Genomic DNA, 26,575 nt, shown 5'->3' with positions numbered 1-26,575 from the left:
CCAGCCATCGCGTCCATGAATCACGACGTCATGATGACCCGGCACTTCGACCTGCCGCGACCGAAATTTCGGCGGCCCTGTACCGCCTCCCCCGTTATGTGTGTTTTCGCTGGTGGGATGGGACGGTTCAGCCGATACCGAACAACTCGAGAAGATCCGCCTTGCCGAACATCCGGGCGGTGTCGACCGCCGACGGGGTGCCCGCGGCCGGATCCGCGCCGGCCTCCATGAGCACCTTGACGACCTCCGTCTCGCCCTTGAAGACGGCTCCGGCGAGCGGGGTCTGGCCCCTGTCGTTGATCCGGTCCGCCTCGGCGCCCCGCGCGAGCAGCTCGCGCACCGCCTCGGCGTGCCCGTGGTAGGCGGCGAGCATCACGAGGGAGTCACCGCGGTCGTTGGTGAGGTTGGCCGGAACGCCCGCGTCGAGGTACGCCACGAGCGCCTCGCTCCGCCCCTGCCGGGCCAGATCGAAGATCTTGGTCGCCAGCTCCACGACCTCGGGGTCGGGGGCTTCGCTCATCGAACGGACCGCCTCTCCTGTGTGCTGCGGGACTTGCGTGGACGGTGGGAGCGTACGGCAACGGGCGGGCCGCGCGGCCGTACGAGTGAATCGCCAGCGTACTGGCTCCAGGGTGCTCGTGACCGGGACCGCCCGGGGCGAGGATCACGGCGGTTGCGCCGAATGATCACCCGCGTCGCGCCGGCCGGTGTCCCGCCTGGTCAGCGCGGGTCGGGAACGATCCGCCAAGCGGGTGAAATATGCCGAAATTCACCCGTTCGCACCTTTAATCGTATGGATACCTGCTGTGATGCTGGAAGAACTCATGGTGACTGTCCCCCCTCGACACCAGGAGATCTCAAATGATCCTCTCCATCTCAGGCGTCATCGTGCTCGGCATCATCGTCTTCCTCTTCTTCCGCAAGGACGGGCTGAAGCCGTCGCACGCCACGTGCTCGGCGCTCTTCGGCTTCTATCTCGCCAGCACCGCCATCGCGCCGAGCATCAAGGCCGGCGGCGAGAGCCTGGCGAGCCTGCTCGGCGGCATCAAGTTCTGACCTCCCCTCCCGTCCCTACGCACCTTCAGGAGACAGCAGTGGTCCGGCGCCCTCTCCCCCGCATTCTGAGCAACGGCACCGCGCAGCTCGCCCGGAGCAGGGAGCTGGCCCGGACGGCTGCCGACAACGCCACCGACGTGCTCCACCCGCTCATCACCGTCACCCGCGGACTGCGCAGGCTGGCCGCGGCAGGACGGCACAAGTGGTCGGAGACCCCCAAGGACAAGCGGGGCCCGCTGCTGTTCCTGGTGGCCTCGGTCGTCCTGGTCGTGGCCCTGCTGCCGTACGGACCGCTGCTCGCCGTCATCACCCTGATGGCGGCGAGTGCCTGGCACGGCCGCGACCGCACCCCGCCCCCGCCGGAGGGCCCCGACGAGTCGCAGACCCAGCGGCTCCAGTCCCTGTACGAGGCCCTGGTGCCGTACTTCTCGGCCGCCGGGGACCCGGCACCGCTGTACGCGCACGGCGGGGAGTGGGAGAAGGCCTTCCTGTCCCACGAGTTCGACGACGCCGGCCGCATCGGCCAACTGCTCATCCACTACCCCGCGTACTTCCCGGACGGCGAGCCCTCGGCCCGCGCGCGGATCGAGTACCTGCTCACCGCGAAGTCCGGGCGCGGCCGCGAGTACCACTTCTCCTGGGACGAGGAGGGCAACCGGCTCACGGTGACCGCCCTCGCCCCGCTGCCGACCGACATCGCCGCCCAGCGGTTCGTCACCGCGCCGGGCGAGACGGTCCTCGGCTTCACCGACCCCAGCGAGGTCCAGCGCACGCTCCCGCTCACCTACGGCGACGAGCAGCGGGACGTCCCCCCGGTCGTCTGGCGCACGGGAGCGCGCTCGACCGAACCCCATCTGCTCGTGCTGGGCCGTCCGGGCAGCGGCACCTCGACCCTGCTGCGGTCCGTCGCCCTGCAGGCCCTGCTCCACGGCGACGTGCTGGTCGTCGAGGGCGGCGGCACCGGCGAGTACGCGTGCCTCTCCGGCCGGGACGGGGTCCTGGCCGTGGAGTGCGGTCTCGCCGGGGCCCTGGCCAGCCTCGAATGGGCCGCGCACGAGACGGAACGCCGGCTCATCGCCCTCAACCGCGCCCGGCAGGCCGGACATCCCCCGCCGGACGACTGCCGGCGCCCGCTGTGGATCCTGCTGGACCGTCCGGGGTCCTTCGCGCACCTGGCCGCCGCGAACGGGCAGCAGGACCCGCAGGTTCTGCTCCAGACCCCGCTCCGGCACGGCCGCGCGGCGAACGTCACCGTGGTGGTCGCCGAGCACCTCGACAGCACGGACTCGGTCAGCGAGGCGCTGCGCCGGCACACGCGCGCGCGGGTCGTGCTCGGGCCCGCGCTGCCGGACGAACTGGAGACGGCGCTGGGGGCCCCGCCGCAGACGACGCCGTTGGCCCACATGCCGCCGGGCCGGGGCTACGCGCGGCTGGGCGACGGCCCGGTGCTGCGGCTCCAGGTGCCGTCCACACCGGATCCGTACGACGACGCGACGGCCGACACGGACCGGCAGGCGGTGCTGGAACTCCTGCCGCCGCGGAACGAGCCGGCGGAGCGGGCGGTACCGGTGGAGGCGGCGGTCGCCGAGGGCTGAGGTGCGGGTGCCCGTTCGACCGCGGCCGAGTGGGGGCTGTCGCGCAGTTCCCCGCGCCCCTTCAGGGGCGATCCCGTCACGCCGTGCGAAAGGCTGCGCCAGACGGAGGCAAGAGGCAGTCGTTCGACCGCGGCCGCGTGGAGGCTTGTCGCGCAGTTCCCCGCGCCCCTTCACTCGGCCGGGGAGCCCCCGTGACCGGTGCTATGCCACGAACGTCCTCGGTGACTCGCCGCCGCCGGAGGCGCCGGCCTCCACCAGTCGTGCCGCCGCGGCCAGCCGGGTCGCCGCCTCCTCCGCCACCGCCCCGCCCACGGTGAACGGAAGCCGCACGTACCCCTCGAAGGCGCCGTCCACCCCGAACCGCGGTCCGGACGGGACGCGCACCCCCACCCGCTCCCCCACCTCCGCCAGACGTGATCCGGACAGGCCGCCCGCCCGGACCCACAACGTGAGCCCGCCCCGGGGGACCTCGAACTCCCAGCCCGGCAGCTCCCGCCGTACCGCGGCCAGCAGATCGTCCCGGTTCTGCCGGGCCTGGGCGCGGCGCACCTCGACCGCCTGCTCCCAGCCCCCCGTGCCGAACAGCCAGTTCACCGCCAGCTGCTCCACCACCGGCGTGCCGAGGTCCGCGTAGGCGCGCGCGGCGACCAGGCTGCGGATGACGTCCGGCGCCGCGCGCACCCATCCGATGCGCATGCCCGCCCAGAACGCCTTGCTGGCGGAGCCGACGGTGACCACGGTCGAGCCGGCCGGGTCGAAGCCGCAGACCGGACGGGGCATCTCCACCCCCTCGTCCAGCCACAGCTCGCTCATCGTCTCGTCGACGACGAGCACCGTGCCCGCCGAACGGGCCGCGTCGACCAGCCGTCGGCGCTGGTCCTCGTCGGCGAGCGCCCCGGTGGGGTTGTGGAAGTCGGCGACCACGTACGCGATCCGCGGCGCCGCCTCCCGCAGCACCTGGCGCCAGCGGTCCATGTCCCAGCCCGTGAGGCCCTCCGCCATCGCCACCGGGACCAGCCGGGCACCCGCCTCCCGCATCAGCTGGAGGATGTTGGCGTACGAGGGTGACTCGACGGCGATCCGTTCGCCGCGCCCGCCGAAGAGGTGGCAGATCGCGTCGATCGCGCCCATCGCCCCGGTGGTGACCATGATCTGCTCGGGCATGGTGGGGATACCGCGCGCCGTGTAGCGCTCCGCGATCATCGCGCGCAGGACAGGGAGCCCGGCCGGGTAGTCGCCGTGCGTGCGGGCGTACGGCGGGAGTTCCTCCAGGGCGCCCTGGACCGCGCGGGTCAGCCACGGCTCGGGCGCGGGCAGGGCGGCGGTGCCCAGGTCGATCAGGGAGCCGAGCGCCTCGGGCGGCAGCGGTTCGAGGCCGCGGGCGGGCAACGGGTTGCCGGCCGGGACGGCGGTCCAGCTGCCGGCGCCCCGCCGGGACTCGAGGAACCCCTCCGCGCGCAGCGCCTCGTACGCCGCCGCCACCGTCGTACGGCTGACGGACAGGGCGAGGGCCAGTTCGCGTTCGGCGGGCAGCCGGGCGGCGACCGGGACGCGTCCCTCCAGGACCAGCAGGCGCACCCCGTCGGCGAGCGCGCGGTAGGCGGGCGGACGCCGGGTGCCGGGGCCGGCCGGGCGTTCCTGCTGCGAGTTGAGCAGCCGGGCGAGCTGTGCGGCACCCACTGCCGAGGTCCACTGCGCCACGAGAATCAGTCCACCTTCCCCGAATTGGCCATGGATGGCTTTTCCTCTCAAGCCACAGAGTGACACGGAGCAGTCCACCACCACCAGCAGGGGGTACCTCTTGTCCACGCCAGGCCGGCTCGGGCGACGGCTGATCCAGCTCTACGCGGGGCTCACCCTGTACGGCGTGAGTTCCGGGCTCCTCGTCGAGGCGGGCCTGGGCCTGGAACCCTGGGGAGTGCTCCACCAGGGGCTCGCCGAGCACGTCGGGATGAGCATCGGCACCGTGTCGATCATCGTGGGCGCGGCCGTGCTGCTGCTGTGGATCCCGCTGCGTCAGCGTCCGGGCCTCGGCACCGTCTCCAACGTCTTCGTCGTCGGCCTCGCGATGAACGCCACGCTCGCGGTCGTCCCCGGCGCGCACGCCCTCGCCGTGCGGATTCCGCTGATGGCGGCGGGGATCGTGCTCAACGGCGCGGCGACCGGGCTGTACATCGCGGCGAGCTTCGGACCGGGGCCACGGGACGGTCTGATGACGGGGCTGCACCGGCGTACCGGGCGCTCGATCCGGCTGATCCGGACGGCGATCGAGATCGCGGTGGTCGCCACGGGCTTCGCGCTGGGCGGGACCGTCGGCGTCGGGACCGTGCTCTACGCCGTGTCCATCGGGCCGCTCGCCCAGCTGTTCCTCAAGGTGTTCGCCGTTCCGGCGGCATCCGCAGGCAGCACGGTCGTTGCCAAGGGGTCATCGGAGCAGGCCATACTTCGCCCGTGAGCACGCTGATACGCCACCCGTACCTGGACCACCCCGGCCCGATCGCCTTCGCCCACCGCGGCGGGGCCGCGGACGGCCTGGAGAACACCGTGGCGCAGTTCCGGCGCGCCGTCGAACTCGGTTACCGGTACATCGAGACCGATGTGCACGCGACGGCCGACGGCAGGCTGGTCGCCTTCCACGACGACACCCTGGACAGGGTCACCGACGGCGCGGGCCGGATCGGCGACCTGCCGTGGGAGGACGTACGGCAGGCGCGCGTGGCGGGCCGCGAGCCGCTCCCCCTCTTCGAGGACCTCCTGGAGGAGTTCCCGGACGTCCGCTGGAACGTGGACGCCAAGGCGGAACCCGCGCTGCGGCCGTTGCTGGACCTGATCGACCGGACGGACTCCTACGACCGGGTGTGCGTGGGCTCGTTCTCGGAGGCGCGGGTGCTGCGCGCACAGCGCATCGCCGGTCCCCGGCTGGCCACCTCGTTCGGCACCCGCGGTGTGGTGGGGCTGCGGCTGCGGTCCTGGGGGCTGCCCGCCTCGGTGCGCCGGTCGGCGGTGGCCGCGCAGGTCCCCGAGTCGCAGTCGGGGGTCCCGGTCGTCGACCGGCGCTTCGTCCGAGCCGCCCACGCGCGCGGGCTGCACGTGCACGTGTGGACCATCAACGAACCCGAGCGGATGCACCGGCTCCTGGACCTGGGAGTCGATGGCATCATGACCGATCACATCGACACGTTGCGTGAGGTCATGCAGGACCGCGGCGTCTGGGTCTGAGACGCGCGACGGCACTGCCACGGAAAGGGCGAGGGCACGGGTGGGCACCGAAACCGTGCGGACGGAGACCTCGGACGAGGCCGCCGGACTGCGGCGCGAACAGCGCGGCTGGTACTTCTACGACTGGGCGTGCTCGGTCTACTCGGCGAGCGTGCTCACCGTGTTCCTCGGCCCGTACCTCACGTCGGTCGCCGACCACGCGGCCGACGCGGACGGCTATGTGCACCCGCTCGGCATCCCGGTGCGCTCGGGTTCCTTCTTCGCCTACTCGGTGTCCCTGTCGGTGATCCTGGCGGTCGTGCTGATGCCGCTGGTGGGCAGCGCCGCCGACCGTACCGGCCGCAAGAAGCGGCTGCTCGGCGCGGCCGCCTACACCGGGGCCCTCGCGACCACGGGCATGTTCTTCCTCGACGGCGACCGCTATCTGCTGGGCGGGGCGCTGCTGGTCGTGGCGAACGCGGCCCAGTCGGTCGCCCTGATGCTCTACAACTCCTACCTCCCCCAGATCGCCCCGCCCGAGGACCGCGACCGGGTCTCCTCCCGGGGCTGGGCGTTCGGCTACGGGTCGGGGGCGCTGGTACTGATAGCCGACCTGGTCCTGTTCTCCGCCCACGACTCCTTCGGCCTGTCGGAGACGGACGCGGTCCGCATCTGCCTGTCCGCGGCGGGTCTGTGGTGGGGCGTCTTCACCCTCGTACCGCTGCGGCGGCTGCGCGACCGTGGTGGCAGGGCGGCCGGGGCGACGGCACCCGGGCTGCGTCAACTCGCCGCCACCGCCCGGGACATGCGCCGCCATCCGCTGACGCTCTCCTTCCTGCTGGCCTACCTCGTCTACAACGACGGCATCCAGACCGTGATCTCCCAGGCCTCGGTCTACGGCTCCGAGGAACTCGGGCTCGGCCAGTCGACGCTCATCGGCGCGGTCCTGATGGTGCAGGTGCTGGCGGTGGCCGGCGCCCTCGCGATGGGGCGCCTGGCCAGGGCGTACGGGGCGAAGCGCACGATCCTCGGGTCGCTGGTGGCGTGGACCGTGACGCTGGCCGCCGGGTACTTCCTGCCGGCCAAGGCACCCGTGTGGTTCTTCCTGCTCGCCGGCGGCATCGGGCTCGTCCTCGGCGGCAGCCAGGCGCTGTCCCGCTCCCTGTTCTCGCATCTGGTGCCGCCCGGCAAAGAAGCCGAGTACTTCGCGGCGTACGAGATGAGCGATCGGGGGATGAGCTGGCTGGGACCGCTGTTGTTCGGCATCACCTTCCAGCTCACCGGAAGCTACCGCTCGGCGATCATCTCGCTGGTGGTCTTCTTCGTCGTCGGGTTCGCGCTGCTCGCCCGGGTTCCGGTGCGACGGGCGATCGGTGAGGCCGGCAACCCGGTTCCGCGGAAGATCTAGAAGGTCCGGAAGATTTAGCGTTCAACGCGGAAGAGCGGTAGTGTACGCGTTTGGCCTGCCGGGCGGACCGTTACTGCGCGTCAAAGATGCAGAAACGGTGGGTGACATCTGTTAGCAGATGTGACAAACCGGGCGCCGGTGGGTACAACAAGGGGCGGCTACGACGGCGACGCATGACCCGGAACGGGAATCTTTACCGCCGACCGGACGTTGACCGGATGACGACGACAGCGACACCTGTCCTGTGGGCGACAAGCCCGGGAGGCACGATTCATGAGTGAGCGAGCTCTTCGCGGTACGCGCCTCGTAGTGACCAGCTACGAGACGGACCGCGGTATCGACCTGGCCCCGCGCCAGGCCGTGGAGTACGCATGCGAGAAGGGGCACCGCTTCGAGATGCCCTTCTCGGTCGAGGCGGAGATCCCGCCGGAGTGGGAGTGCAAGGTCTGCGGGGCCCAGGCACTCCTCGTCGACGGCGACGGCCCTGAGGAGAAGAAGGCCAAGCCCGCGCGTACCCACTGGGACATGCTGATGGAGCGGCGCACCCGTGAGGAGCTCGAAGAGGTCCTCGAGGAGCGTCTTGCGGTTCTGCGCTCCGGTGCGATGAACATCGCGATTCATCCGAGGGACAGCCGCAAGTCTGCATAGTCCCGAGTAACGGGAAGCCGACACAACAGACCGAGGGCGCCGTACGTTCAGTGAACGTACGGCGCCCTCGTTTTCGCGGTCCGCGGGCCTCAGCGCGTCAGCGGCGGCCGCTCCCCCGCCGGCTCGCCGCCGGGCTCCGGGCGGTCGTCCCGGACGATGACCTCGCCCTGCACCACCTTGCCGTCGGGACGGTGCATGCGGGCCTGCTGGAAGGCACTGCCCAGACTGCCGGGGACGGCGGTGCGCAGCCGCCGGTCGAGGGTGCGCTCGGCGAGGCGGGAGACCGCCTTCTGGACCGGCGGCACCAGGAGCAGCAGGCCGAGGACGTCGGAGACCAGGCCGGGGATCATGAGGAGCAGGCCGCCCAGCATCATCAGGCCGTTGCCGCCGCCGCGCTCCGGTGAGCCGCCGCGCTGGATCGCTTCGTTGAGGCTGCGGAAGGCACGGCGCCCGGCCCGCTTGATGACCACCGCCCCGGCGGCGAAGCCCGCCACCAGCAGCAGGAGCACGGTCACACCGCCCGCCGCGCCCGCGACCACCGTCAGCAGCCAGATCTCCAGCACCAGCCACGCGGCGATGCCCAGCGGCAGGTATCTGCCGAGCCGGGAACGCCGGGGCCGGGTGGTGGTCTGCGGCGGGATCTGCGCACCAGTCGTCATGCCCCCAGTGTGCCTGGGCCCGGCTCAGTGCGGGATAAGCGGGTGACCGGCCGGGACAACGGGACGAACCGGCCGGAACCGCCGGGCTACGCGGACGGCTTGCCCTTGCCGGTGATCCTGCCCATCCGCTCGGTGAGACCCCAGGACGTGACCCGCCACAGGGCCTCCACCATGATGTCGCGGCTCATCTTCGAGTCGCCCAGCTCACGCTCGACGAAGGTGATGGGCACCTCGACGACGTGGAAGCCGGCCTTGATCGCACGGCGGGCCAGGTCCACCTGGAAGCAGTAGCCCTGCGACGCCACCTCGTCGAGCCCCAGGCCTTCCAGGGTCTCGCGTCGGAAGGCGCGGTAGCCGCCGGTGATGTCCCGCAGCGGGAGGTCGAGGGCGAGACGGGAGTAGAGGGAGCCGCCCCGGGAGATGAACTCGCGGGACTTGGGCCAGTTCACCACCCGGCCGCCGGGCACCCAGCGGGAGCCCAGCACCAGGTCCGCGCCCTTCAGGGCGGTCAGCAGGCGGGGCAGTTCCTCCGGCTGGTGGGAGCCGTCGGCGTCCATCTCGATGAGCACGCCGTAGCCGTTGTCCATGCCCCAGCGGAAGCCCGCGAGGTAGGCGGCCCCCAGGCCCTCCTTGCCCTTGCGGTGCAGCACCTGGACGTGGTCGTCCTCGGCGGCCAGTTCGTCGGCGAGCTTGCCGGTGCCGTCGGGGCTGTTGTCGTCCGCCACCAGCACGTGCGCCTCGGGGACGGCCCGGCGCACCCGGCCGACGATGGCCTTGATGTTCTCCGCCTCGTTGTACGTGGGAATGATCACCAAGGCCGTGCCGAGCGGGCCGAACCGCCTCTCCTGGGCTTGTGCCGCGAGGGTCCCGTCGCCGTCGTTCACTGCTGCCCCTTCGTGTCGTACGCAGGGGACCACCATAATGGCCACAGCCTGCACTGACGTGACAGCTCGGGCGTGTGGTGGTGTCGATTCCGAAAGAACGGGGTAAGGATGCCCGTTTCGGGTGCCGTTCACCCGTGATTCCGTCAGCCCGTTCGGCTGCGGATGGGGGCCCGGCGCCCTTCGGGCCGGCCTGGGACCCGCTGGCTGCGGGTCGACCGAGAGCCGTTGTCTACTGAGCGTCCGGGCCCCACCCGGGTCACACCTCCCGACCGGCCGGAACGTTCCCTCGTCGGCGCGGGCGCTGAGCCTGGCTCCCAGTGGCGGTACCCCGGTGCGGGGCTCCGTCCCTGACCCAGCGGCGCTGCGACGAGTGCGCGAACTGCTCCCCGGTCGGGCGTCCGGTGGTGGACTCGGCCGAACCTACCGGCCCGCTGCCGCAGGCTGTCAACAGTCGTTCGACCTGCGCAAACGGCATCAAACCCCTGGTCAGCGCCGAGGATGCGCAGGTCGCGCGACGGAGCGGCGGTCACCGATCACGGCCGCGCCACCCCGGGAGATCACTCGCCCGGCCGGTACGAATGCGGCCGGGTCACTCGCCCGGCCGTACGAACACGGTCCGGCCGCCCACCACGGTGCGCAGACAGACGGGCAGCTCACGGCCGGGCGTCAGGTCGGGCAGGCCGGGAGTGCCGGAGCGGGGGTCGGTGGACCAGCGGGCGACCCGGTCGTCCGGGGCCTGCACCACCAGTTCCTCGGTGCGCCAGACCGCGTAGTCGGCGGGCGCGCCCGGCACCAGGACGCCCGCGTCGTCCCGGCCGGTCGCCCGCCAGCCGCCCCTGGTGTGGGCGGTGAACGCGGCGCGCGCCGAGACCCGGTGCTCGGGCGTCTGGTGGAAGGCGGCGGCGCGGACGGTCCCCCAGGGATCGAGCGGGGTGACCGGGCTGTCGGAGCCGAAGGCCAGCGGCACCCCGGCCCTGAGCAGCGCCGCGTAGGGGTTGAGGGCGCGGGCCCGCCCGGCGCCGAGCCGTTGGGCGTACATGCCGTCCGCGCCGCCCCACAGCGCGTCGAAGGCGGGCTGCACGGAGGCGATCAGACCGAACTCGGCGAAGGCCGCGATGTGCTCGGGGCTGAGCATCTCGGCGTGCTCGACGCGGTGCCGGGCGGCCCGGACGCGGGCCGGCCCGAGCTTCTCCGCGGCGGCGCGGACGCCTTCCACCACGGCGCTCACCGCGGCGTCCCCGATGGCGTGGAAGCCGGCCTGGAGCCCCGTCTCCGTGCAGGCGACGACGTGGGCGGCGACGGCGGCCGCGTCCAGGTAGGCGGATCCGGTGGTGTGGCCGGCGTCGGCGTAGGGCTCGTGCAGGCAGGCGGTGTGCGAGCCGAGGGCCCCGTCGACGAAGAGGTCGCCGGCGGCGCCGAGCGCGCCCAGCTCCCGCGCCCGGTCGATGCCTTCGTCGCCCGCCTCCGCCCAGTAGCCGACGACCCGGGGTCCGGGCACCTCGGCGGCGAGCCGCAGCAGGGCGGCGAAGTCGTCCTCGGAGGAGATCTTCGGCCCGCCGCACTCGTGGACCGTCCCGATGCCGAGGGAGGCCGCGTGGGCGAGGGCGGTGCGCTGGGCCTCGGCACGCTGGGCGGGCGTCACGGCCGCGAACGCGGCGGCGCGTACGGCGTGGTGGTCGTCGCCGGTGAGCGGGGCGTCCCCGCGCGGGGCCACACCGGCGACCAGGTCCAGCAGGGCCGTGCTGACGATCGCCGAGTGGACGTCGATACGGGAGAGATACAGGGGACGCCCGCCGGTGGCCGCGTCCAGCTCGGCGCGGGCCGGCAGCCGTCCGCCGGGCCAGCGGGAGGCGTCCCAGCCGTGGCCGAGCAGGACCCGGTCGTCCGGGCGGGCGGCGGCGAAGTCGCGTACCAGCGCGAGTGCGGCGTCCGGCGAACCGGCCCCGGACAGGTCGAGGCCGGTCAGGGCGAGCCCGGTCGAGGTGGTGTGGACGTGGGCGTCGGTGAAGGCCGGGGTGACCAGGGACCCGTCCAGGTCGACGATCTCGTCGACCCCGTCCGCGAAGGCGTCGGCGGCCCCCTCGGACCCGACCCAGGCGACCTGCCCGTGTTCCACGACCATCGCGGTGGCGAACGGGTCCGCGGGACTGTGCACCTCGCCGCGGCGCAGGAGGACGGTCTTGGGCTGGTCGGTGCGATCACTCATGGGAGACAGTCTCGCGCCTCACACCGATCACCTCGAACCTGGGGCGACCCGAACGCGTCCCGAGGGGCCGCGGGGAACTGCGCGACCGACCCCCGCTCACCCGCAGCGGACGGACGACCGGCACCGGGCCGCGTTCAGATCCTCGGCGGCCGGGCCTCGTACGGCGTGGACAGCACCACCGTCGTCCGCGTCGACACCCCGGCGAGCCCGCGCAGCCGCGCCAGCAGCTCCTCCAGCTCGTGCGGGGTCGCCACCCGCACCTTGAGGATGTAGTTCTCGTCGCCGGCGACGCTGTGGCACGCCTCGATCTCGGGGACGCCGGCCAGCCGGTCCGCGATGTCGTCGGGTGCGCTCGGGTCGAACGGTTTCACCGAGATGAACGCCGTCATGGGCAGCCCGACGGCCTCCGGGTCGACGACCGCGGCATAGCCGCGGATGACGCCCCGCTGTTCCAGCCGGCGCACCCGCTGGTGCACGGCCGACGTGGAAAGGCCCGTGGCCTTGCCCAGGTCCGTGTAGCTCATCCGCCCGTCCTTGACGAGCAGCTGCACGATTTGACGGTCCAGCTCCTCCATGGCGCAAAAACTACAGTGCGCCTGATCTCCCGGGATACCTCGGCGGCCCAGGTCATGGCCGGTTCGTGATGTCCGGGAGGGCGGGTTGCGGTCCTGTGGAGGGGACAAAACCGCCGCACCGGGCACCTGCGAGCGGCATGTGACGAACGCCACAGCTCTTCGGCGGGCTCCGTGATGGTCTCGTGATTACCTCCGAGACCGGACGGGAAGTGCTTGCTGTGGTCGAGGCCGCAGCGCCGTCACGGCCCAGCCCGAGGGGGAGTTACCCATGCAGAGTCTTAAGCGCCCTGGTCGCAGCACGTCCAAGCGCCCGCACCTGGTCGTCGAACCCGAGCCGGAGGGCGTCGAACCCGACGCCTACGAGGCCGATGAGCTCGACGCCTACGACACGTTCGAGATGTACCGGGTGATCTGCCCGGACTGCGCGCAGCCGATCGCCCTGCTGGCGGACGAGGAGTTCCTGCCGGAGCACGCGCTGTGCGCCTCGCCGTGGAACCCGTTCGGCCTCACCGTGTGCGCCGGCACCGGCCGCGCCGCGGCCGAGGCCCCGTCCGCGGACGAGTCGGTCGAGCCGCAGGAGCAGGACACCGCCCTCCTGCTGACCCTCCCGCAGGGTCTGAACTGGCGGACGCAGCCCTTCTCGCACGTCGGCGGCCCGGGTTCGCGCCCGATGCGCATGCCGACGATGCGCATCGGCGGCCGTGCGGTCGGCCGTCAGGCCGCCTGACTCACCGCACCGCGTCCCAGTAGCTGCCCTGCACCATGGCGCGCAGACTGCCGTGGTGCAGGATCAGTGTGTCCGGATCCGCCGGGACGGCGACCTCGCCGAAGTACACCTGCCGGTAGGCGATGCGCAGCATGACGATCGCGTGCCGCAGTGCGGCGTACAGGGTGTAGAAGTCCATGTCCCGCGGGGTGTGCCCGGTCAGCCGGGCGTAGCGGGCCTCGACGCGCTCGCGGCGCAGGAACCCGGGCAGTCCCGGCTGCCCGGTGGCGGCCGTGAGGTCCTGGAAGAAGCGGTGCAGGTAGACGGTCCAGCCGAGGTCCACCTCGCGCGGAGCCGGTGCCGCCATCTCCCAGTCGAGGACGGCGACGGGGTCGAAGCCGTCGTAGACGACGTTCCCGATGCGCGCGTCGCCCCAGTTGAGCACCGGCGGGCCGGGTTCGGCCGGCCACAGGTCGGCCAGTCGGTCGAACGCCGTCTCGATCAGGGGTGAGCGGGCGAGCCCGTCCACCACCCAGTCGTAGTAGACGAGTTGGGAGTCGACGTGGCGGCGCAGGGCGTCGCCGTCTCCAGGGAGGTCGAGGAACTCGGTTTCCGCGAGCGGGACTTGGTCGTGCAGTCGGGCCAGGAGGCCGACCGAGGCCGCTTCGAGCCGGCCGCGTTCGGCGTCGCTCGCCGCGTGCAGCCAGTTCCCCTCGTACGTATAGGGCATGACGTCGGGCGGGACGCGGCCCTCGGCCCTCTCCATGACGAAGAAGGGCGCGCCGAGCGGTCCGGGGTCCTCCTCCAGCCACAGGACGCGGGGCACCGGCACGTCCGTGCGGTCGGCGACCAGTCGCATGGTGCGGTACTGGCGGGTGAGGTCGTACGACGGGAAGACGGTGTACGCCGAGGGGTCGGCCGCCAGTCTCAACGCGCAGCCGCGCAGCGGTGGATGAGGGTGCTCGATGTCGAACAGGAGGGTCTCGCTGGACATGCCGTTGGAGGCGGGCACCGTCACCCCGACGGCCTTGGCGCCGGGGAGCCGGCCGTCCAGCCAGGCGGTCAGCCGGCGGGTGAGGTCCTCCGGGTCGCGTGTGGTGGTGCGCGGGCGCGGTTTCGTCGCCATCCCGGCCTCCTTCCTCAGGGCGCCACCGAGTCGAAGCCGGTGAAGCCGCTCGGATCGTGTCTGCCGAACGAGCCGTGCTCGAAGATGCCGTGGCCGACCCGGCCGTCCAGCCGGAAGCGGGCGGAGTGGTCGGTGACGCCGTAGGCCGCGCGGGGGTGCGGCGCGGTCATGTCGTAGGTGCGGCGGTCCGTCCAGCCACGGCCCTGCCAGGTGCCGTGCTGCCAGTCGTCGGCCGGCGGGTAGCCGGCGCCGATCGCGAGCGGCGAGGAGGCGAGGATCTCCGCCTCCAGCTCCTGGGGGTCCCGCGCGCCGCCGAGGTGGACGACGGCGTGCTCCGGGTGGCGGGTGCCGGAGCGGTAGGTGATCTCGGCCTGCGGCCAGCCCAGTTGGCGGTCGGGGTGACCGGGGCGGACCAGGGTGGCGTCGTTCAGGGTGCGGTAGCCGTCGGCGTCCTCCTGGACGACGACCATCAGGAAGCGGTCCTCGAAGCGGACCGGGCACCAGATCCAGTGGAAGCCGTCGGTCGGGTTCTCCTCGGCGAGCCGCCCGGCCTCCTCCCCCGGTACCGGGCGGACGCCCCAGCTGCGGTCCCGGGTGCCGGTCCAGCCGGCCGGGTCGGCGCGGAACTCCTCGCCGCCGGCCCGGATCACCCCAGACACTCCCCCGGCCTGCACGAACCTGCGGCCCTCCAGTGTCAGCCGGCCGCCGCGGCGCTGCAGATGGTGCGGCTCCCACAGGGCCGGGAAGTCCGCGGTCCAGGTGAGGTCGTACGCGAGCGAGTCCTCGCAGGTCAGGCGGAAGCGCCGGAGCGGCTCCTCGACCTCGATGCGCAGCGGACCGACCGCGAGCCGCGTCCGGTCGTCACCGAGGGCGTCCGAGGCGCGCACCGCGTGCAGGGTGTCCCCGGTGCGCAGGGTGGCGTAGGCGTCGATCACTCCGAGGTTCGGGTAGACGCCGAGGCCGAGGATGAGCAGGGCGCGGCCGTCGTGGTCGAAGACGTGGAAGATGCAGCGGTCGTAGGCGTTCCGGTCCCCGGTGGCGACGTGCTTCATGGAGAGCGGGACCTGGTGGACCGGGTACTCGTCGAGCGGTACGGGACGGTCGTCGGCCATGGCGGGCCTCCCCGGCGGCTGGAGACGGTCCGGCTGACGGTACGTCAGAAAACCGGGAGTGGCCAGATCCGGGACCGGACGCCCACGAACTCACGCCCGATTCGGGGGATCGGTGACCAGGGCGGCGGCCCCCGCGTTGGCCGGACATGACGACCACCTACACCGCTCTCGGCCGTCAGCGCCGCATCTTCGTGCCCCCGCCCGCCGTACCGGCCCCGCCGCCCGCACCGCCCGCACCGCCCGCACCGCCCGCACCGCCCGCGCCGCAGGATCCGCCGATCTACCGCGACCTGCTGCGGACCTGGGCCGACCGGGGCCGCACCCTGCCGAGCCGCCACGACCCGGAGTGGGTCAGGCTGGCGGCCCCGACGGTCTCACGCGGGCAGTTCAGCGGCTTTCCGGCCCCGCCACATGACGAGCGATGACCATCCGCTGGATCTGGTTGGTGCCCTCGACGATCTGCAGGACCTTCGCCTCGCGCATGTAGCGCTCGACCGGGAAGTCGGCGGTGTAGCCGTAGCCGCCGAGGATCTGCACGGCGTCGGTGGTCACCTTCATCGCGGTGTCGGTGCAGTGCAGCTTGGCCATGGCGGCCTGCTTGGCGAACGGCCGGCCCGCGTCGCGCAGCCGGGCCGCCGCCAGGTAGAGGGCCCGGCCGGCCTCGATCTGGGTCGCCATGTCGGCGATCATGAAACGCAGGCCCTGGAAGTCGGAGATGGGGTGGCCGAACTGCCGCCGTCCGGTGGCGTAGGCGACGGCCTCGTCCAGGGCGGCCTGGGCGAGCCCGATGGCGCAGGCGGCGATGCCGAGCCGGCCGGAGTCGAGCGCGGACAGGGCGATGGCGAAGCCCTGGCCCTCGTCGCCGAGCCGCCGCTCGTCCGGGACCCGGACGTCGTCGAAGTGGACCTGGGCGGTTGGCGAGCCCTTCATGCCCATCTTCTTCTCGGGCGCGGCACCGCTCAGGCCCTCGGCGTCACCGGGGACGAGGAAGGCGGTGATCCCGTGCGAGCCCTCGCCGCCGGTGCGGGCCATGACCGTGTAGAAGTCGGCGATGCCGCCGTGCGTGATCCAGGCCTTGGTGCCGTTGATCACCCAGCCGTCGCCGTCCCTGACCGCCTTCGTGGTCAGCGAGGCCGCGTCCGAGCCGGAGGCCGGCTCGGAGAGGCAGTAGGCGCCGAGCAGGCCACCGCCGAGTATCGCGGACAGGTGCTCGACCTGCTGCTGCTTGGTGCCGTAGGCGGCGAGCGCGTAGCTCGCGAGGGTGTGCACGCTCACTCCGAGGCCGACGGTGAGACGGGCAGCGGCCAGCTCCTCCAGGACCTGGAGGTAGACCTCGTAGGGCTGCTCCCCGCCGCCGTACTCGGCGTCGTAGGGCAGACCGAGCAGGCCTGAGGCGGAGAGCAGGGTGAAGACCTCGCGCGGAAAGCGTCCGGCGTCCTCCTCCTCGGCCGCCCGGGGCGCGATCTCACGCTGGGCGATCTCCCGGACGAGCGAGATCAGGTCCCTCGCCTCTTCCGTGGGCAGTTGACGCTCCACCGGCTGCGGGTCGCGGTCGGACATGGCGTCGGTCTCCTCCCTGTCGGGCACCGGCGGTCACGGCCCGTCGGGTAGGGGCGGCTCCGCCTGTCGTTCGAGTGCGGCCGAGGTGGGCGTTCCGGGTCACGGAAGCTGCTGACCAGCGGCTGCGCAGTGAGTATGCCCGATCGGGGACCTTCCGTCACCAGTTAACGACCGCTTACTTCGCCGATTCCAGGACAACATCCGGCCGTCCCGGGATTGGTACGAACCATTGACCCGACTGGTCTAGTCCTCCTAAGGTTCATGACCAACGCTTTACCGCGTTCATGCCAATCGGCGCGCGTTCCCCTCTCCCCCAGGAGGAGACACCCGATGCACACCTCCCACCGCTCCCGGCTGCGGGCGCTGCTCTCCGCGGCCTGTTGCGCCGTCCTCGGCGCCGGGCTGCTGGCCGGCGCGGGCACCGCGTCCGCGGCCGCCCGGTCCGCCCCGCCCACTCCCTCCGCCTCCCAGGTGCAGGCCGGCTCCAAGGTCGTCGGCTACTTCACGGAATGGGGCGTCTACGACCGCAAGTACCTGGTCAAGAACGTCGAGACCTCGGGCTCGGCGGCGAAGCTCACCCACATCAACTACGCGTTCGGGAACGTCACCGGCGGCAAGTGCGCGATGGGCGACTCGTACGCCGCGACCGACCGCGCCCACACCGCCGCCGAGTCGGTGGACGGGGTCGCGGACACCTGGGACCAGCCGCTGCGCGGCAACTTCAACCAGCTGCTGAAGCTGAAGAAGAAGCACCCGAACCTCAGGATCCTGTGGTCCTTCGGCGGCTGGACCTGGTCGAGCGGGTTCGGCGAGGCCGCCAGGAACCCGGCCGCCTTCGCCCAGTCCTGCTACGACCTGGTGAAGAACTCCAAGTGGGCCGGTGTCTTCGACGGCATCGACATCGACTGGGAGTACCCGAACGCCTGCGGCAACACCTGCGACACCAGTGGCCGGGACGCGTTCCGGAAACTGATGGCGGCACTGCGCTCGAAGTTCGGCAGCGGCTCGCTGGTGACGGCCGCGATCACCGCCGACGCGACCGGCGGCGGCAAGATCGACGCGGCGGACTACGCCGGCGCGGCGCAGTACGTCGACTGGTACAACCCGATGACGTACGACTATTTCGGGGCCTGGGACGCGACCGGTCCGACGGCCCCGCACTCGCCGCTGAACTCCTACTCGGGGATCCCCAAGGCGGACTTCCACACCTCGGCGACCATCGCCAAGCTGAAGGGCCTCGGCATCCCGGCGTCCAAGCTGCTGCTCGGCATCGGCTTCTACGGCCGCGGCTGGACCGGCGTCACCCAGGCCGCGCCCGGCGGATCGGCCACCGGCCCGGCGGCGGGGACCTACGAGGCCGGCATCGAGGACTACAAGGTGCTGAAGACCAAGTGCCCGGCGACCGGCACCGTGGGCGGCACCGCGTACGCCAAGTGCGGCAGCAACTGGTGGAGTTACGACACCCCGGCGACCATCGCGACCAAGATGGCCTACAAGAACCAGCAGGGCCTCGGCGGCACCTTCCTCTGGGAGCTGAGCGGCGACACCGCGAACGGCGAGTTGGTCAAGGCCGTCAACTGACCCCGGTCACGGGGGCTCGGGGCGGGGGTTCCACGAGACCTCCGCCCCTGGTGTCCGTCAGGTGTCCCGGCGGGCCGGGGCCGGGGCGCGGTAGGCGGGGTCCAGTTCCTCGATGGCGCGCATGGTGCCGCCGAGCGTCTTGACCAGCAGCTCGCACATGGTGTCACGGGAGAGTTCGGGGCGGTCGATCCAGCTGAGGGTCGCGCCCTCCACACTGCACAGCCAGGCGAGCAGGCCCATCTTGGCGAGCGGGGCTATGTCGCCGCGGCCGTAGGCGCCCTGGGCGATGGTCCCGATGATCGCCTCGCGCACGCCGTCCCGGATGGAGTGCACCTCGGTGTCGAAGCCGACGCCGCCGCTGACGATCGTGCGGTACGCGGCCTGGTGGTGCTCGGCGTAGCGCAGATAGCTGTCGATGGTGCGGTGCACGCGGTCCACCTGGGGCAGCTCCAGGCCGCTCGCGGCATAGGTGACCAGGTCGGCGACCGAGTCCTGGATGATCGCCAGGTAGTAACCGCGCTTGGACTGGAAGTAGTAGTAGATCAGCCCTTTGGCGACATGCGCCTGCCTGGCGATGTCGTCCATGGAGAGCGCGTCGTAGGAAGTGTCGGCGAACAACTTCCGCCCGATGGCGATGAGTTCGGCACGACGAGCCACTGAGCGCTCGGTGCCGCGCGCCCGGGGACGGGTAACGGCACGCTGTTGACTAATATTCAATTTAGACCCTGGTCTCAGCAGGCTGCGGGACATCCGCAGTATGCCAGGTCGGGTGGTGGGTCAGGTCACAGCAGCCCGAGTTGGGTCACCAGCATGGCGATGACCACCACCAGGGCCCAGCCCATGACGTGTTCCAGGACCTTGGGGCCGTCTTCCCCGGGGCCGCCGGTACGGGCGCGGGCGACGGTGGCGTGGTTCGTGGTCATACGTTCCACCATGCCACCGATCGCGGCGGTTGCGGCGGAGAGGTCGGTCACAGGAAAGCGGCCCCCGGGTCTCCCCGAGGGCCGCCGTCGCGCCTGGTCAGCGCACTCCCACCGCCGCGAGCGCCCTGAGCTGGCGCGGGGTCGGGCAGGCCGGGAAGTACAGGTAGCAGACGCCGCCGGTGCCGGAGCTGACGTTGCCGGAGGCGTTGTACCGCTTGGTCCTCAACCAGATGTTCTCGAATTCCCGCCGGGCGTAGACCCGGCGGACCGCGTCGTCGTCGGCCGAGCACGGGTCGTTGGCGATCACGTCGCCGTCCGCGGTGAAGCCGATCACGGTCATGAGGTGCCCCGAGGTGCCGTAACCGGCACCCGTCAGCTCGCTCGACAGGAAGGACTGGGACGTTATGGCCGGGATGCCGGCCGCGATCAGCGTCTCCAGGTCGGCGAGCGAGGCGAGTCGCGTCACCACGCCCTGGAGGTCCTGGTAGGTGGACGCGTAGGCGGCGTTGAACGGCCAGTTGCCGCAGCCCGCGTACTGGTAGTCGTAGGTGTGGCGGGCCGCGTGGCAGACCTGGGGGTCCGCGTACGCCGGGTCGACCCAGGCCAGCTGCGCGGGGGTGAGCCGGCCGCCCCAGTACTCGACGATCATCTGGGACGAGGTGGGGCTGCACCAGGCCTCGCCGCCGTTGTCGTACTCGGGGTACTGGCCCTTGTGGATCTCCTGCGAGTAGCGCGGCACCGTCAGCTCCCGGGCGAGCCCCGGGGTGGAGGCCGGGACCGTGAAGCGGTCCGGGATGTCGGAGCCCATGGCACCGAGCCGCCAGACGGTCGGGGTGAGCCCGGTGCCGGGCCTGCGGTAGAGGGTCAGCCGAAGCCGGTACGAGGTCAGGCGCAGGCCGGTGCCGGCGTCGTCGATGGCGAAGGTGTCCGTCCAGACGGTGCTCCTGCCGTCCGTCTGGCCGTCCACCGACGTCCGCCGGATGTCCTGGTCACCGGCGGCCCAGCGGCCCATCACGTACCAGGGGGTCGTGGTGCCGTCGGAGTAGGTGCCGTGCAGTTCGACCTGGATCCAGGTGCCGGCCGGGGTGTCCGCGTTCCAGGAGGCGATGGCCTCGGTGGCGGGCGTGGTGAGCCGGTGCACCGGGCCGGTCCAGGTGGCGTACTCCCAGTCGGCGGTGGTGCCGGTGTGCGGGTCGGTGTACGAGGTGGTGCCGGCGGGGGTGGCGAGGACCACACCGGGGCGTCTGCCGCCGACGGCCCGGACGCCCCTGGCGGAACCGGTCCGCCAGTCGCTGTGCGTGGTCCACGAGTGGTAGTCGACCGGGCGGGCCAGGGCCCGGCCGGTGTCCTCGGACTCGGGCTCCGGCGCCGCGGCCGCGGGGGCCGCCGGGATCACTCCCTGGGCCACCGCGGCCGCCGCGACGGAGGCCGCGGCGGCCAGGACTGTTCTGCGGGACGGCTGTTCGGCTCTGCTCATGGGCGGGAAACCCCCAGGTGTGCGCGACGCTGCTGGTCCGGTGCGGGACTTCGCGCCAACTATGGAGCAGGGGACATGCCCCTGCCAGCACTTCCACCGATGCCACGCCCACCAATATTGGTCTGGTCCGCTGGAAGGCCCCGGCACCCGGCGCCGGGGCCCGTCCTCACAGGCGTCAGACGAGGTCCATCGCGGCCACCTCGTCGGGGCGGCCGTAGCTGACCGGGCCCTGGAAGCGGCGCCGGGCGGTGGCGAACCACCAGGCCGTGGCCACGATCAGGACGACGGCCAGGGCGATCGGCGCGTAGTTGAAGGTGTCGACGGTGATCGGCGAGGCCTGCGGAAGCATGAACAGGACGCTGCTCAGAAGGATCCAGGTCACCGCCAGCCAGCCCACCGGCCGGCTCCAGCGGCCGAGGTTCCACGGCCCGGGCCGGAACTCGTCGCCGAGGCGCAGCCTCAGGAACACCGGTACGGCGTAGGCGAGGAACAGCCCGACGACGTTGACGCTGACGATCGCGGTGAACGCCGTGTGCGACCACCAGCCCGGCACGATCAGGGCGAGGGAACAGGCGACCGCGAGCCACACGGCCTTGACGGGGGTACGGGTGCGGGGCGAGACCGAGTGCCACAGGCGGGAGCCGGGCATGGCGCCGTCCCGGGAGAAGGCGAAGATCTGCCGGGTGTTGCTGGTGAGGTTGGCGAGGCCGCAGAAGAGCATGGCGCCGATGACGACGAGCAGCATCGCCTTGGCCCAGCCCATGCCGAGTCCGTCGATGAGGATCTGCACGGGCGGCGCGGAAGAGCCCGCCACCTTGGCGTAGTCGCCGATGCTGTACACGAGCGCGAGCATCAGCACGAGGCCCGTGATCGCCGAATAGCCGATCGAGCGGATGATCCCCCTGGGGGCGTTCACGGTCGCCTGGACCGTTTCCTCGGACATGTGGAAGCTGCCGTCGAAGCCGGTGAAGGTCCAGCTGGTGACCAACAGGCCGAGCATCCCGCCGTAAAGGCCGTTGGTGAAGCCGGTGTTGTTCACGAAATGGGTCACGAAGGACGCCGACTGGTGCTGGGCGGGCATCACCACCAGTGTACTCACGATCACCACGAGTCCGATCAGCAGCCACCACACGGAGATCCGGTTCAGTACGGCCACGAGCTGGACGGTGTAGGTGTTGGCGAGCCCCTGGACCACGATGATCAGCGCCGTGATCAGGACCGTCTGGTGGACCGTCGGGGTGTACGAGGGCCACTGCAGGGCGACGAAGGCCTGGATGAAGGTGGCCGCCGCGTAACCGGTGGCCGCGGTGCCGCCGATCTGGCCCACGAAGTTCAGCCAGCCCGTGTACCAGGACCAGGCCCCCTTGTGCCGTTTCGCGAGTTTACCGGCCGAGAAATACAGGGCGCCGCTCGTCGGAAAGGCGGAGGCGACTTCCGCCATGGCGGCACCGATGCACAGCACCATCACGCACACGCCGATCCAGCCGAACACGAGAATGCGGGGGCCGCCCGCGTTCATGCCGAACCCGAAGGACGAGAAGATTCCGGAGAGAATATTGATGATGGTGAAGGAGATGGCGAAATTGTCGAACGCCTGGAATCGGCGGGTGAGTTTTCGCGGATATCCCATCGCGTGCAGGGTCGCGTCGTCGTCGAGGGTGACGGGGTCCGCTGTGCGCTCTGACACGTACCGGCCTTTCTCTGTGGGGGGTCTCGCTACGAGGGGACGGGCAGGCCGCAGGCGCGGCGGGCCCGGGAGAGCTGCTCGGCGGGCTCGCCGAAGACGCTCCACGGCATGCGGGAGGCGTACCGGCCCATGGCCGTGAAGACCGCCCGGGCCTCGAACTGGCACTGGGCCATGACCAGCGCGTGCGCGAGGTAGGCGAGGTCGAGTACCGGGGTGAAGGGATATCCGGCCGTGGCGGGCAGCCAGTTGTGGTAGTTCGACAGCGCGGTGGCGCGCCACTGCGGCTGCTCCCAGACCCGCTCGGCGAGCAGTTGGGTGGGGTTGTGGCTCTCCACCAGTGCGACCAGGGGCAGCAGCCGGATCGCCGAGTCGGCGGGGGCGCGCTGGGCCAGGAAGGCGGCGACGTCCCAGGCGGCGTTGACCGACCCGCCGTGGCGGGTGAAGAAGAAGGACAGGAAGCGGTGGTGGGCCTCCCGGTGCCAGGGGTCGAGGTCGAGGGTGTGCGCGAACAGCCGCCAGGGCCCGGGCGGTGAGGTCAGCAGGCCGCTCGGTGCCGCGTCGTGCGGACGGTGCAGCCGGGCCATGGCCAGCTTGGCGGCCCACGGCGTGGGATCGGCGGGGTTCACGGCCGAGGCCCGGTCGCAGGCGGCGAGGGCGATCCGCTCCAGCGCCTCGGCGCGCTCGTCGTGGGCGTCGGCCGCCCGGATCGCCCGCTGCACGGCCACCCGGGCCCACATCAGCGCGGACTCGGGGCCCGGTTCCTCGGCCAGCCAGCGCTCGACCAGGTCGGTGCCGGCCGCCTCGGAGGCCAGCACCAGGGAACGGTGGGCGCGCAGGGCGAAGTCGGCGCGGGTCTCGATCAGGGCCTCGTCGGCGCTGCGATATCTCCCGGCGCGCACGTCCACGCACACGCTCGCGAGCAAGCGGTCATCGGCCGCCGGATGCCATACGTACTGCCCCTCGAATAACTCCGCGGCCATCTTCCCCTGTCCGTCCCCGTGCGACGCGTCGCAGTCGCGCTGAAAACACCCTACTCAGCGGCGGCCGCACCGGGAACGTCTGATTTCGACATAACGGTCAGCGGGTCGAAATATTGACGAGGGCACCGGAGAACGGCTCGAAATCAGTTCAAGCCGCTACTTTCCCAGGGCCCGGGAACGCCCGCTATGCACCGCACTACTAGAATGTTTCGGGAAAACACCCCACACCGCGCGACACCACACCACACCTCGGCACACCTCGGGAATCGTCATTCACCGTCTCGCCTCGGCCCTCCGGGCCCTGCCTCCCTCCTGCGGCCCGGTCCGCCTCGTCGGCGTGGACGGACACGCCGGTTCCGGGAAGACCACCTTCACCGGGCGGCTGGCCGCCGCGCTGGGCGGGGCGCCGGTGCTCCACCTCGACGACATCGCCAGCCACGACGAGCTGTTCGCCTGGACGGGCCGGCTCCTGACCCAGGTGATCGAGCCGCTCGGCCGCGGCGAGACCGCCCACTACACGCCCTACGACTGGCGCACCCGCGGCTTCGGCCCGCCCCGGCCCTTGCCGCCCGCCCCCGTGGTGCTCGTCGAGGGGGTGGGCGCCGGCCGCCGAGCCCTGCGCCCGTTCCTGGCGCGACTGCTGTGGATGGAGGTGCCGCGGGAGGAGTCCTGGACGCGGGGCAGGTTGCGCGACGGAGCGGAACAGCGGGAGTTCTGGGACGGATGGGTCGGGGCGGAACGCGCGCACTTCGACGGGGACCCCTCGAGGCCGTACTCCGATCTCCTGGTGACACAGTCACAGAAGGGGTACAAGGTACTTCCGGGACCCGTGACGACGATTGGACCGGACCACACGGTCACTCACCGTGAGGGACCGTCGGCGATGTGCTGAACTCGTGAAGACGAGCCCGAAAGAAGTTGCCTCAGTACCTCAACTCGGCTTGACCCAAGGGTCGTACAGGACTTACGTTCTCACTGAGCGGCCCCTGGGAGCCGCCCCGCAGACGCGAAGCCCCCGGTTGTTCCCCCGTGATCGGGGGCTTCGTTCTACCCTTTATCCCTTTTGCGCGCGACGCGCGCACCTCCCCGCTCACCCTCGGTCACCGCGCGGTGTGCGCCCCGTCTGCTCCCACCTCGTCAAACGGCCTGTGCGGCACCCTTCGGCGGGCGGTGGGACCGCAGGTACGATGCCCTCGGTGCGACCTTCGAACGGCTGCTTCGCGCACCTGCAACTCCGGTCCGCGGCACAGCGGTTCGACCAACTGCGGCCATCGGGGGGAGCCCGGGGGCCAACCACGGGCACGGTTTGTGGGGGACGTGATGGATTTCGGCACGCGGGGCCCCGAGGCCCCGGCCGACCTCGCCTGGCTGCGAGGTGTGGACGCCTACACGATGGGCGCCTATCCGCAGGCGGAGGAGGAGTTCCGCGCCGCGGTACGGATGGATCCCGGGATGGCCGACGCCTGGCTCGGCCTGCACGCGCTGCGCGTCGACACGACGACCGCGCTGCTGCGGATGTTCCGGCACCGGGACCGCTTCGGAGATCAGCGCGCCCGGCACCGCCGCGCGCTCAACTCCTGGTACTGGCTCGGCTGGTGGGTGCAGCCGGTTCTCGAGAACCCGCGGGATCTGCTGCTCGCCCACGCCTCGCACTGGCTGGACGGCCGGCACGTCCCGGAGCTCGACCGGGCGCTCGCCGGGCTGCCGCCGGTCGACGCCGACCCGCAGGTCCGCTTCCTGCACGCCTGCCGGGCCTATCTGGTCAAGGACTGGGAGCAGTTGGTTCGGCACACCGACCCGCTCCTGGACGATCCCATGCTGGGCATCGAGGCCGGCCTCTTCGGTGGCATGGCCCGGGTCCGCCTAGAGACGTACGGCCAGGCCGAACCACTGCTCTCCGCGGCCCTGATGCGCTGCCGCAGCGAGCAGCCGCAGCGCAAGGAGCTGCGCTACTGGCTGGCCCGGGCGCACGAGGGCACCGGGCGCAGTGCCGCCGCGCTCCCCCTGTACCGGGCCGTGCACCGGGTCGACCCCGCGTTCATGGACACCTCGGCACGGCTGGCCGCGATCGCCGAGGGGGACGGGTACGACGACAGTGCCGACCTCGCGGCGATCACGCTGGCGGGCGCGGGCCAGGACGTCGTGGACGGGTCGGACCTGCTCGACCCGCTCTTCGGCGCGGAGGGCCGCGATCTGCGGTTCGGGGACGCGGAGCCGCCGGCCGGGGCGATGCCCTCGGTGGTCGATCCGGCGGTGCGCGAGAAGGTCATGGCCTCGCCTCCGCTGCCGGCCGGTCCGACCGACCCCGCGTTACTCGAGGAGGCGCTCGCCGAACTGGAGCGCATGGTCGGTCTCGAGCCGGTGAAGCGGCAGGTCAAGGCGTTGTCCGCGCAGTTGAACATGGCCCGGCTGCGGGCCGGGCAGGGGCTGCCGGTGCAGCCGCCGAAGCGCCACTTCGTCTTCTCCGGCCCCTCGGGCACCGGGAAGACCACGGTCGCCCGGATCCTCGGACGGGTCTTCTACGCACTGGGGCTGCTCGGCGGCGACCACCTGGTGGAGGCGCAGCGGGCCGACCTGGTCGGCGAGTACCTCGGCCAGACCGCGGTGAAGGCCAACGAACTGATCGACTCCGCGATCGGCGGGGTGCTCTTCGTGGACGAGGCCTACTCGCTGTCCAACTCCGGCTACGGCAAGGGTGACGCGTACGGCGACGAGGCCCTGCAGGTGCTGCTGAAGCGGGCCGAGGACAACCGCGACCACCTGGTGGTGATCCTGGCCGGCTATCCGGAGGGCATGGACCGGCTGCTGGCCGCCAACCCCGGGCTCTCCTCGCGCTTCACGACCCGCGTCGACTTCCCCTCCTACCGTCCGCTGGAACTGACCTCGATCGGCGAGGTGCTGGCCGGGGAGAACGGCGACGCATGGGACGAGGAGGCGCTGGAGGAGCTGCGCTCGATCGCCGGGCACGTGGTCGACCAGGGGTGGATCGACGAGCTGGGCAACGGGCGGTTCCTGCGGACCCTGTACGAGAAGAGCTGCGCCTACCGGGATCTGCGGCTGTCGGTGTATCCCGGGGCGCTCTCACGGGACGACCTGGCGACGTTACGGCTGCCGGACCTGATGCAGGCGTACGGCGAGGTGCTGTCGGGGCGCGGGCCGCAGGATCCGGCCGGGATGTAGCGGCGGGCCGGGAC

General features: G+C 71.7%; 25 protein-coding genes. 11 read left to right on the top strand and 14 right to left on the bottom strand.

Features of this window, described 5'->3' with window-relative positions; all coding sequences use genetic code 11:
- Positions 1 to 127 precede the first annotated feature (127 nt).
- Positions 128 to 520 (bottom strand): ankyrin repeat domain-containing protein, encoded by a 393-nt coding sequence (locus tag ACFY3I_RS22405; protein ID WP_390862118.1) that lies wholly within the window; start codon positions 518 to 520, stop codon positions 128 to 130.
- A 341-nt stretch (positions 521 to 861) separates the two neighbouring features.
- On the opposite strand from ACFY3I_RS22405, the gene ACFY3I_RS22400 reads away from it, so the two are divergent.
- The gene (locus ACFY3I_RS22400; protein ID WP_351706957.1) at positions 862 to 1,056 is read left to right on the top strand and encodes a hypothetical protein; all 195 of its coding nucleotides are present in this window, start codon (positions 862 to 864) and stop codon (positions 1,054 to 1,056) included.
- Between the two features lie 38 nt (positions 1,057 to 1,094).
- Positions 1,095 to 2,651, top strand: coding sequence for an ATP-binding protein (locus ACFY3I_RS22395; RefSeq protein WP_390862116.1), 1,557 nt, complete (start codon positions 1,095 to 1,097; stop codon positions 2,649 to 2,651).
- Between the two features lie 201 nt (positions 2,652 to 2,852).
- Here the strand turns inward: ACFY3I_RS22395 and ACFY3I_RS22390 are convergent, their stop codons facing one another.
- Positions 2,853 to 4,352: a PLP-dependent aminotransferase family protein gene (locus ACFY3I_RS22390; RefSeq protein WP_365294314.1), complete on the bottom strand. Its 1,500-nt coding sequence runs from the start codon at positions 4,350 to 4,352 to the stop codon at positions 2,853 to 2,855.
- Between the two features lie 100 nt (positions 4,353 to 4,452).
- Here ACFY3I_RS22390 and ACFY3I_RS22385 point away from each other — a divergent pair, with 100 nt between their 5' ends.
- The 4 genes from ACFY3I_RS22385 (at position 4,453) to ACFY3I_RS22370 (ending at position 7,905) form a co-directional block, all read left to right on the top strand.
- Positions 4,453 to 5,106 (top strand): YitT family protein, encoded by a 654-nt coding sequence (locus tag ACFY3I_RS22385; protein ID WP_390862114.1) that lies wholly within the window; start codon positions 4,453 to 4,455, stop codon positions 5,104 to 5,106.
- Positions 5,103 to 5,870 (top strand): glycerophosphodiester phosphodiesterase, encoded by a 768-nt coding sequence (locus ACFY3I_RS22380; RefSeq protein WP_390862112.1) that lies wholly within the window; start codon positions 5,103 to 5,105, stop codon positions 5,868 to 5,870. The genes ACFY3I_RS22385 and ACFY3I_RS22380 overlap by 4 nt, the downstream gene beginning before the upstream one ends.
- Before the next feature lie 40 nt (positions 5,871 to 5,910).
- Positions 5,911 to 7,257, top strand: a complete 1,347-nt coding sequence (locus tag ACFY3I_RS22375; RefSeq protein ID WP_390862110.1) for an MFS transporter — start codon at positions 5,911 to 5,913, stop codon at positions 7,255 to 7,257.
- A gap of 273 nt (positions 7,258 to 7,530) precedes the next feature.
- Positions 7,531 to 7,905: an RNA polymerase-binding protein RbpA gene (locus ACFY3I_RS22370; protein ID WP_010046329.1), complete on the top strand. Its 375-nt coding sequence runs from the start codon at positions 7,531 to 7,533 to the stop codon at positions 7,903 to 7,905.
- Between the two features lie 89 nt (positions 7,906 to 7,994).
- On the opposite strand, the gene fxsA is transcribed toward ACFY3I_RS22370, so the two are convergent.
- From fxsA to ACFY3I_RS22350, 4 genes are all read right to left on the bottom strand, one after another.
- Positions 7,995 to 8,564 (bottom strand): FxsA family membrane protein, encoded by a 570-nt coding sequence (fxsA, locus tag ACFY3I_RS22365; RefSeq protein ID WP_390862108.1) that lies wholly within the window; start codon positions 8,562 to 8,564, stop codon positions 7,995 to 7,997.
- An 86-nt stretch (positions 8,565 to 8,650) separates the two neighbouring features.
- A complete protein-coding gene (locus ACFY3I_RS22360) occupies positions 8,651 to 9,448 on the bottom strand; it encodes a polyprenol monophosphomannose synthase (RefSeq protein ID WP_365294324.1) in 798 nt (265 codons plus the stop codon).
- A 589-nt stretch (positions 9,449 to 10,037) separates the two neighbouring features.
- On the bottom strand, positions 10,038 to 11,654 hold the full coding sequence (locus tag ACFY3I_RS22355) for an amidohydrolase (RefSeq protein WP_390862106.1): 1,617 nt from the start codon (positions 11,652 to 11,654) through the stop codon (positions 10,038 to 10,040).
- Positions 11,655 to 11,788: 134 nt separating this feature from the next.
- Positions 11,789 to 12,229 carry an Lrp/AsnC family transcriptional regulator gene (locus ACFY3I_RS22350; RefSeq protein WP_053759891.1) on the bottom strand — a complete coding sequence of 147 codons (441 nt, stop codon included), beginning with the start codon at positions 12,227 to 12,229 and terminating at the stop codon, positions 11,789 to 11,791.
- 268 nt (positions 12,230 to 12,497) lie between these two features.
- Between ACFY3I_RS22350 and ACFY3I_RS22345 the strand changes: the two genes are divergently transcribed.
- A complete protein-coding gene (locus ACFY3I_RS22345; RefSeq protein ID WP_390862105.1) occupies positions 12,498 to 12,956 on the top strand; it encodes a hypothetical protein in 459 nt (152 codons plus the stop codon).
- 1 nt (position 12,957) lies between these two features.
- Here ACFY3I_RS22345 and ACFY3I_RS22340 read toward each other — a convergent pair whose 3' ends face one another.
- Both ACFY3I_RS22340 and ACFY3I_RS22335 read right to left on the bottom strand, forming a co-directional pair.
- A complete protein-coding gene (locus ACFY3I_RS22340) occupies positions 12,958 to 14,061 on the bottom strand; it encodes a phosphotransferase family protein (protein ID WP_390862103.1) in 1,104 nt (367 codons plus the stop codon).
- Between the two features lie 14 nt (positions 14,062 to 14,075).
- Positions 14,076 to 15,173, bottom strand: coding sequence for a hypothetical protein (locus ACFY3I_RS22335; protein WP_390862101.1), 1,098 nt, complete (start codon positions 15,171 to 15,173; stop codon positions 14,076 to 14,078).
- A 146-nt stretch (positions 15,174 to 15,319) separates the two neighbouring features.
- Here ACFY3I_RS22335 and ACFY3I_RS22330 point away from each other — a divergent pair, with 146 nt between their 5' ends.
- Positions 15,320 to 15,598, top strand: coding sequence for a hypothetical protein (locus tag ACFY3I_RS22330; protein ID WP_390862100.1), 279 nt, complete (start codon positions 15,320 to 15,322; stop codon positions 15,596 to 15,598).
- Here ACFY3I_RS22330 and ACFY3I_RS22325 read toward each other — a convergent pair.
- Positions 15,561 to 16,733, bottom strand: coding sequence for an acyl-CoA dehydrogenase family protein (locus ACFY3I_RS22325; protein ID WP_390862098.1), 1,173 nt, complete (start codon positions 16,731 to 16,733; stop codon positions 15,561 to 15,563). The genes ACFY3I_RS22330 and ACFY3I_RS22325 overlap by 38 nt on opposite strands.
- A 330-nt stretch (positions 16,734 to 17,063) precedes the next feature.
- Here ACFY3I_RS22325 and ACFY3I_RS22320 point away from each other — a divergent pair, with 330 nt between their 5' ends.
- A complete protein-coding gene (locus ACFY3I_RS22320) occupies positions 17,064 to 18,314 on the top strand; it encodes a glycoside hydrolase family 18 protein (protein ID WP_390862096.1) in 1,251 nt (416 codons plus the stop codon).
- A 57-nt stretch (positions 18,315 to 18,371) separates the two neighbouring features.
- Here ACFY3I_RS22320 and ACFY3I_RS22315 read toward each other — a convergent pair whose 3' ends face one another.
- The 5 genes from ACFY3I_RS22315 to ACFY3I_RS22295 form a co-directional block, all read right to left on the bottom strand.
- Complete coding sequence (locus ACFY3I_RS22315; protein WP_390862095.1) at positions 18,372 to 19,031, bottom strand: TetR/AcrR family transcriptional regulator; 660 nt, start codon at positions 19,029 to 19,031, stop codon at positions 18,372 to 18,374.
- A 65-nt stretch (positions 19,032 to 19,096) separates the two neighbouring features.
- Complete coding sequence (locus ACFY3I_RS22310) at positions 19,097 to 19,237, bottom strand: SCO1431 family membrane protein (protein WP_390862093.1); 141 nt, start codon at positions 19,235 to 19,237, stop codon at positions 19,097 to 19,099.
- A gap of 97 nt (positions 19,238 to 19,334) precedes the next feature.
- Positions 19,335 to 20,714: a peptidase C39 family protein gene (locus ACFY3I_RS22305; protein ID WP_390862092.1), complete on the bottom strand. Its 1,380-nt coding sequence runs from the start codon at positions 20,712 to 20,714 to the stop codon at positions 19,335 to 19,337.
- 175 nt (positions 20,715 to 20,889) lie between these two features.
- Positions 20,890 to 22,344 carry an amino acid permease gene (locus ACFY3I_RS22300; RefSeq protein ID WP_365294406.1) on the bottom strand — a complete coding sequence of 485 codons (1,455 nt, stop codon included), beginning with the start codon at positions 22,342 to 22,344 and terminating at the stop codon, positions 20,890 to 20,892.
- A gap of 86 nt (positions 22,345 to 22,430) precedes the next feature.
- A complete protein-coding gene (locus ACFY3I_RS22295; RefSeq protein ID WP_390862091.1) occupies positions 22,431 to 23,381 on the bottom strand; it encodes a hypothetical protein in 951 nt (316 codons plus the stop codon).
- A 271-nt stretch (positions 23,382 to 23,652) separates the two neighbouring features.
- On the opposite strand from ACFY3I_RS22295, the gene ACFY3I_RS22290 reads away from it, so the two are divergent.
- On the top strand, positions 23,653 to 24,273 hold the full coding sequence (locus ACFY3I_RS22290; protein WP_390862179.1) for a uridine kinase: 621 nt from the start codon (positions 23,653 to 23,655) through the stop codon (positions 24,271 to 24,273).
- Between the two features lie 428 nt (positions 24,274 to 24,701).
- The gene (locus ACFY3I_RS22285) at positions 24,702 to 26,561 is read left to right on the top strand and encodes an AAA family ATPase (protein ID WP_365294346.1); all 1,860 of its coding nucleotides are present in this window, start codon (positions 24,702 to 24,704) and stop codon (positions 26,559 to 26,561) included.
- Positions 26,562 to 26,575 lie beyond the last annotated feature (14 nt).

The organism is Streptomyces sp. NPDC001068 (assembly GCF_042897315.1).
In the GTDB taxonomy this organism is placed as follows: domain Bacteria; phylum Actinomycetota; class Actinomycetes; order Streptomycetales; family Streptomycetaceae; genus Streptomyces.
The sequence above is the reverse complement of the archived record's forward strand: the minus strand, read 5'-3'. Positions and strand labels throughout refer to the sequence as shown.

What these genes read in the sequence shown, in the direction of transcription:
- ACFY3I_RS22405 (WP_390862118.1), bottom strand. Translation starts at nt 520, where the DNA reads ATGAGCGAAGCCCCCGACCCCGAGGTCGTGGAGCTGGCGACCAAGATC.
- ACFY3I_RS22400 (WP_351706957.1), top strand. Translation starts at nt 862, where the DNA reads ATGATCCTCTCCATCTCAGGCGTCATCGTGCTCGGCATCATCGTCTTC.
- ACFY3I_RS22370 (WP_010046329.1), top strand. Translation starts at nt 7,531, where the DNA reads ATGAGTGAGCGAGCTCTTCGCGGTACGCGCCTCGTAGTGACCAGCTAC.
- fxsA (WP_390862108.1), bottom strand. Translation starts at nt 8,564, where the DNA reads ATGACGACTGGTGCGCAGATCCCGCCGCAGACCACCACCCGGCCCCGG.
- ACFY3I_RS22355 (WP_390862106.1), bottom strand. Translation starts at nt 11,654, where the DNA reads ATGAGTGATCGCACCGACCAGCCCAAGACCGTCCTCCTGCGCCGCGGC.
- ACFY3I_RS22350 (WP_053759891.1), bottom strand. Translation starts at nt 12,229, where the DNA reads ATGGAGGAGCTGGACCGTCAAATCGTGCAGCTGCTCGTCAAGGACGGG.
- ACFY3I_RS22345 (WP_390862105.1), top strand. Translation starts at nt 12,498, where the DNA reads ATGCAGAGTCTTAAGCGCCCTGGTCGCAGCACGTCCAAGCGCCCGCAC.
- ACFY3I_RS22340 (WP_390862103.1), bottom strand. Translation starts at nt 14,061, where the DNA reads ATGGCGACGAAACCGCGCCCGCGCACCACCACACGCGACCCGGAGGAC.
- ACFY3I_RS22335 (WP_390862101.1), bottom strand. Translation starts at nt 15,173, where the DNA reads ATGGCCGACGACCGTCCCGTACCGCTCGACGAGTACCCGGTCCACCAG.
- ACFY3I_RS22330 (WP_390862100.1), top strand. Translation starts at nt 15,320, where the DNA reads ATGACGACCACCTACACCGCTCTCGGCCGTCAGCGCCGCATCTTCGTG.
- ACFY3I_RS22325 (WP_390862098.1), bottom strand. Translation starts at nt 16,733, where the DNA reads ATGTCCGACCGCGACCCGCAGCCGGTGGAGCGTCAACTGCCCACGGAA.
- ACFY3I_RS22320 (WP_390862096.1), top strand. Translation starts at nt 17,064, where the DNA reads ATGCACACCTCCCACCGCTCCCGGCTGCGGGCGCTGCTCTCCGCGGCC.
- ACFY3I_RS22310 (WP_390862093.1), bottom strand. Translation starts at nt 19,237, where the DNA reads ATGACCACGAACCACGCCACCGTCGCCCGCGCCCGTACCGGCGGCCCC.
- ACFY3I_RS22305 (WP_390862092.1), bottom strand. Translation starts at nt 20,714, where the DNA reads ATGAGCAGAGCCGAACAGCCGTCCCGCAGAACAGTCCTGGCCGCCGCG.
- ACFY3I_RS22300 (WP_365294406.1), bottom strand. Translation starts at nt 22,344, where the DNA reads ATGGGATATCCGCGAAAACTCACCCGCCGATTCCAGGCGTTCGACAAT.
- ACFY3I_RS22295 (WP_390862091.1), bottom strand. Translation starts at nt 23,381, where the DNA reads ATGGCCGCGGAGTTATTCGAGGGGCAGTACGTATGGCATCCGGCGGCC.
- ACFY3I_RS22285 (WP_365294346.1), top strand. Translation starts at nt 24,702, where the DNA reads ATGGATTTCGGCACGCGGGGCCCCGAGGCCCCGGCCGACCTCGCCTGG.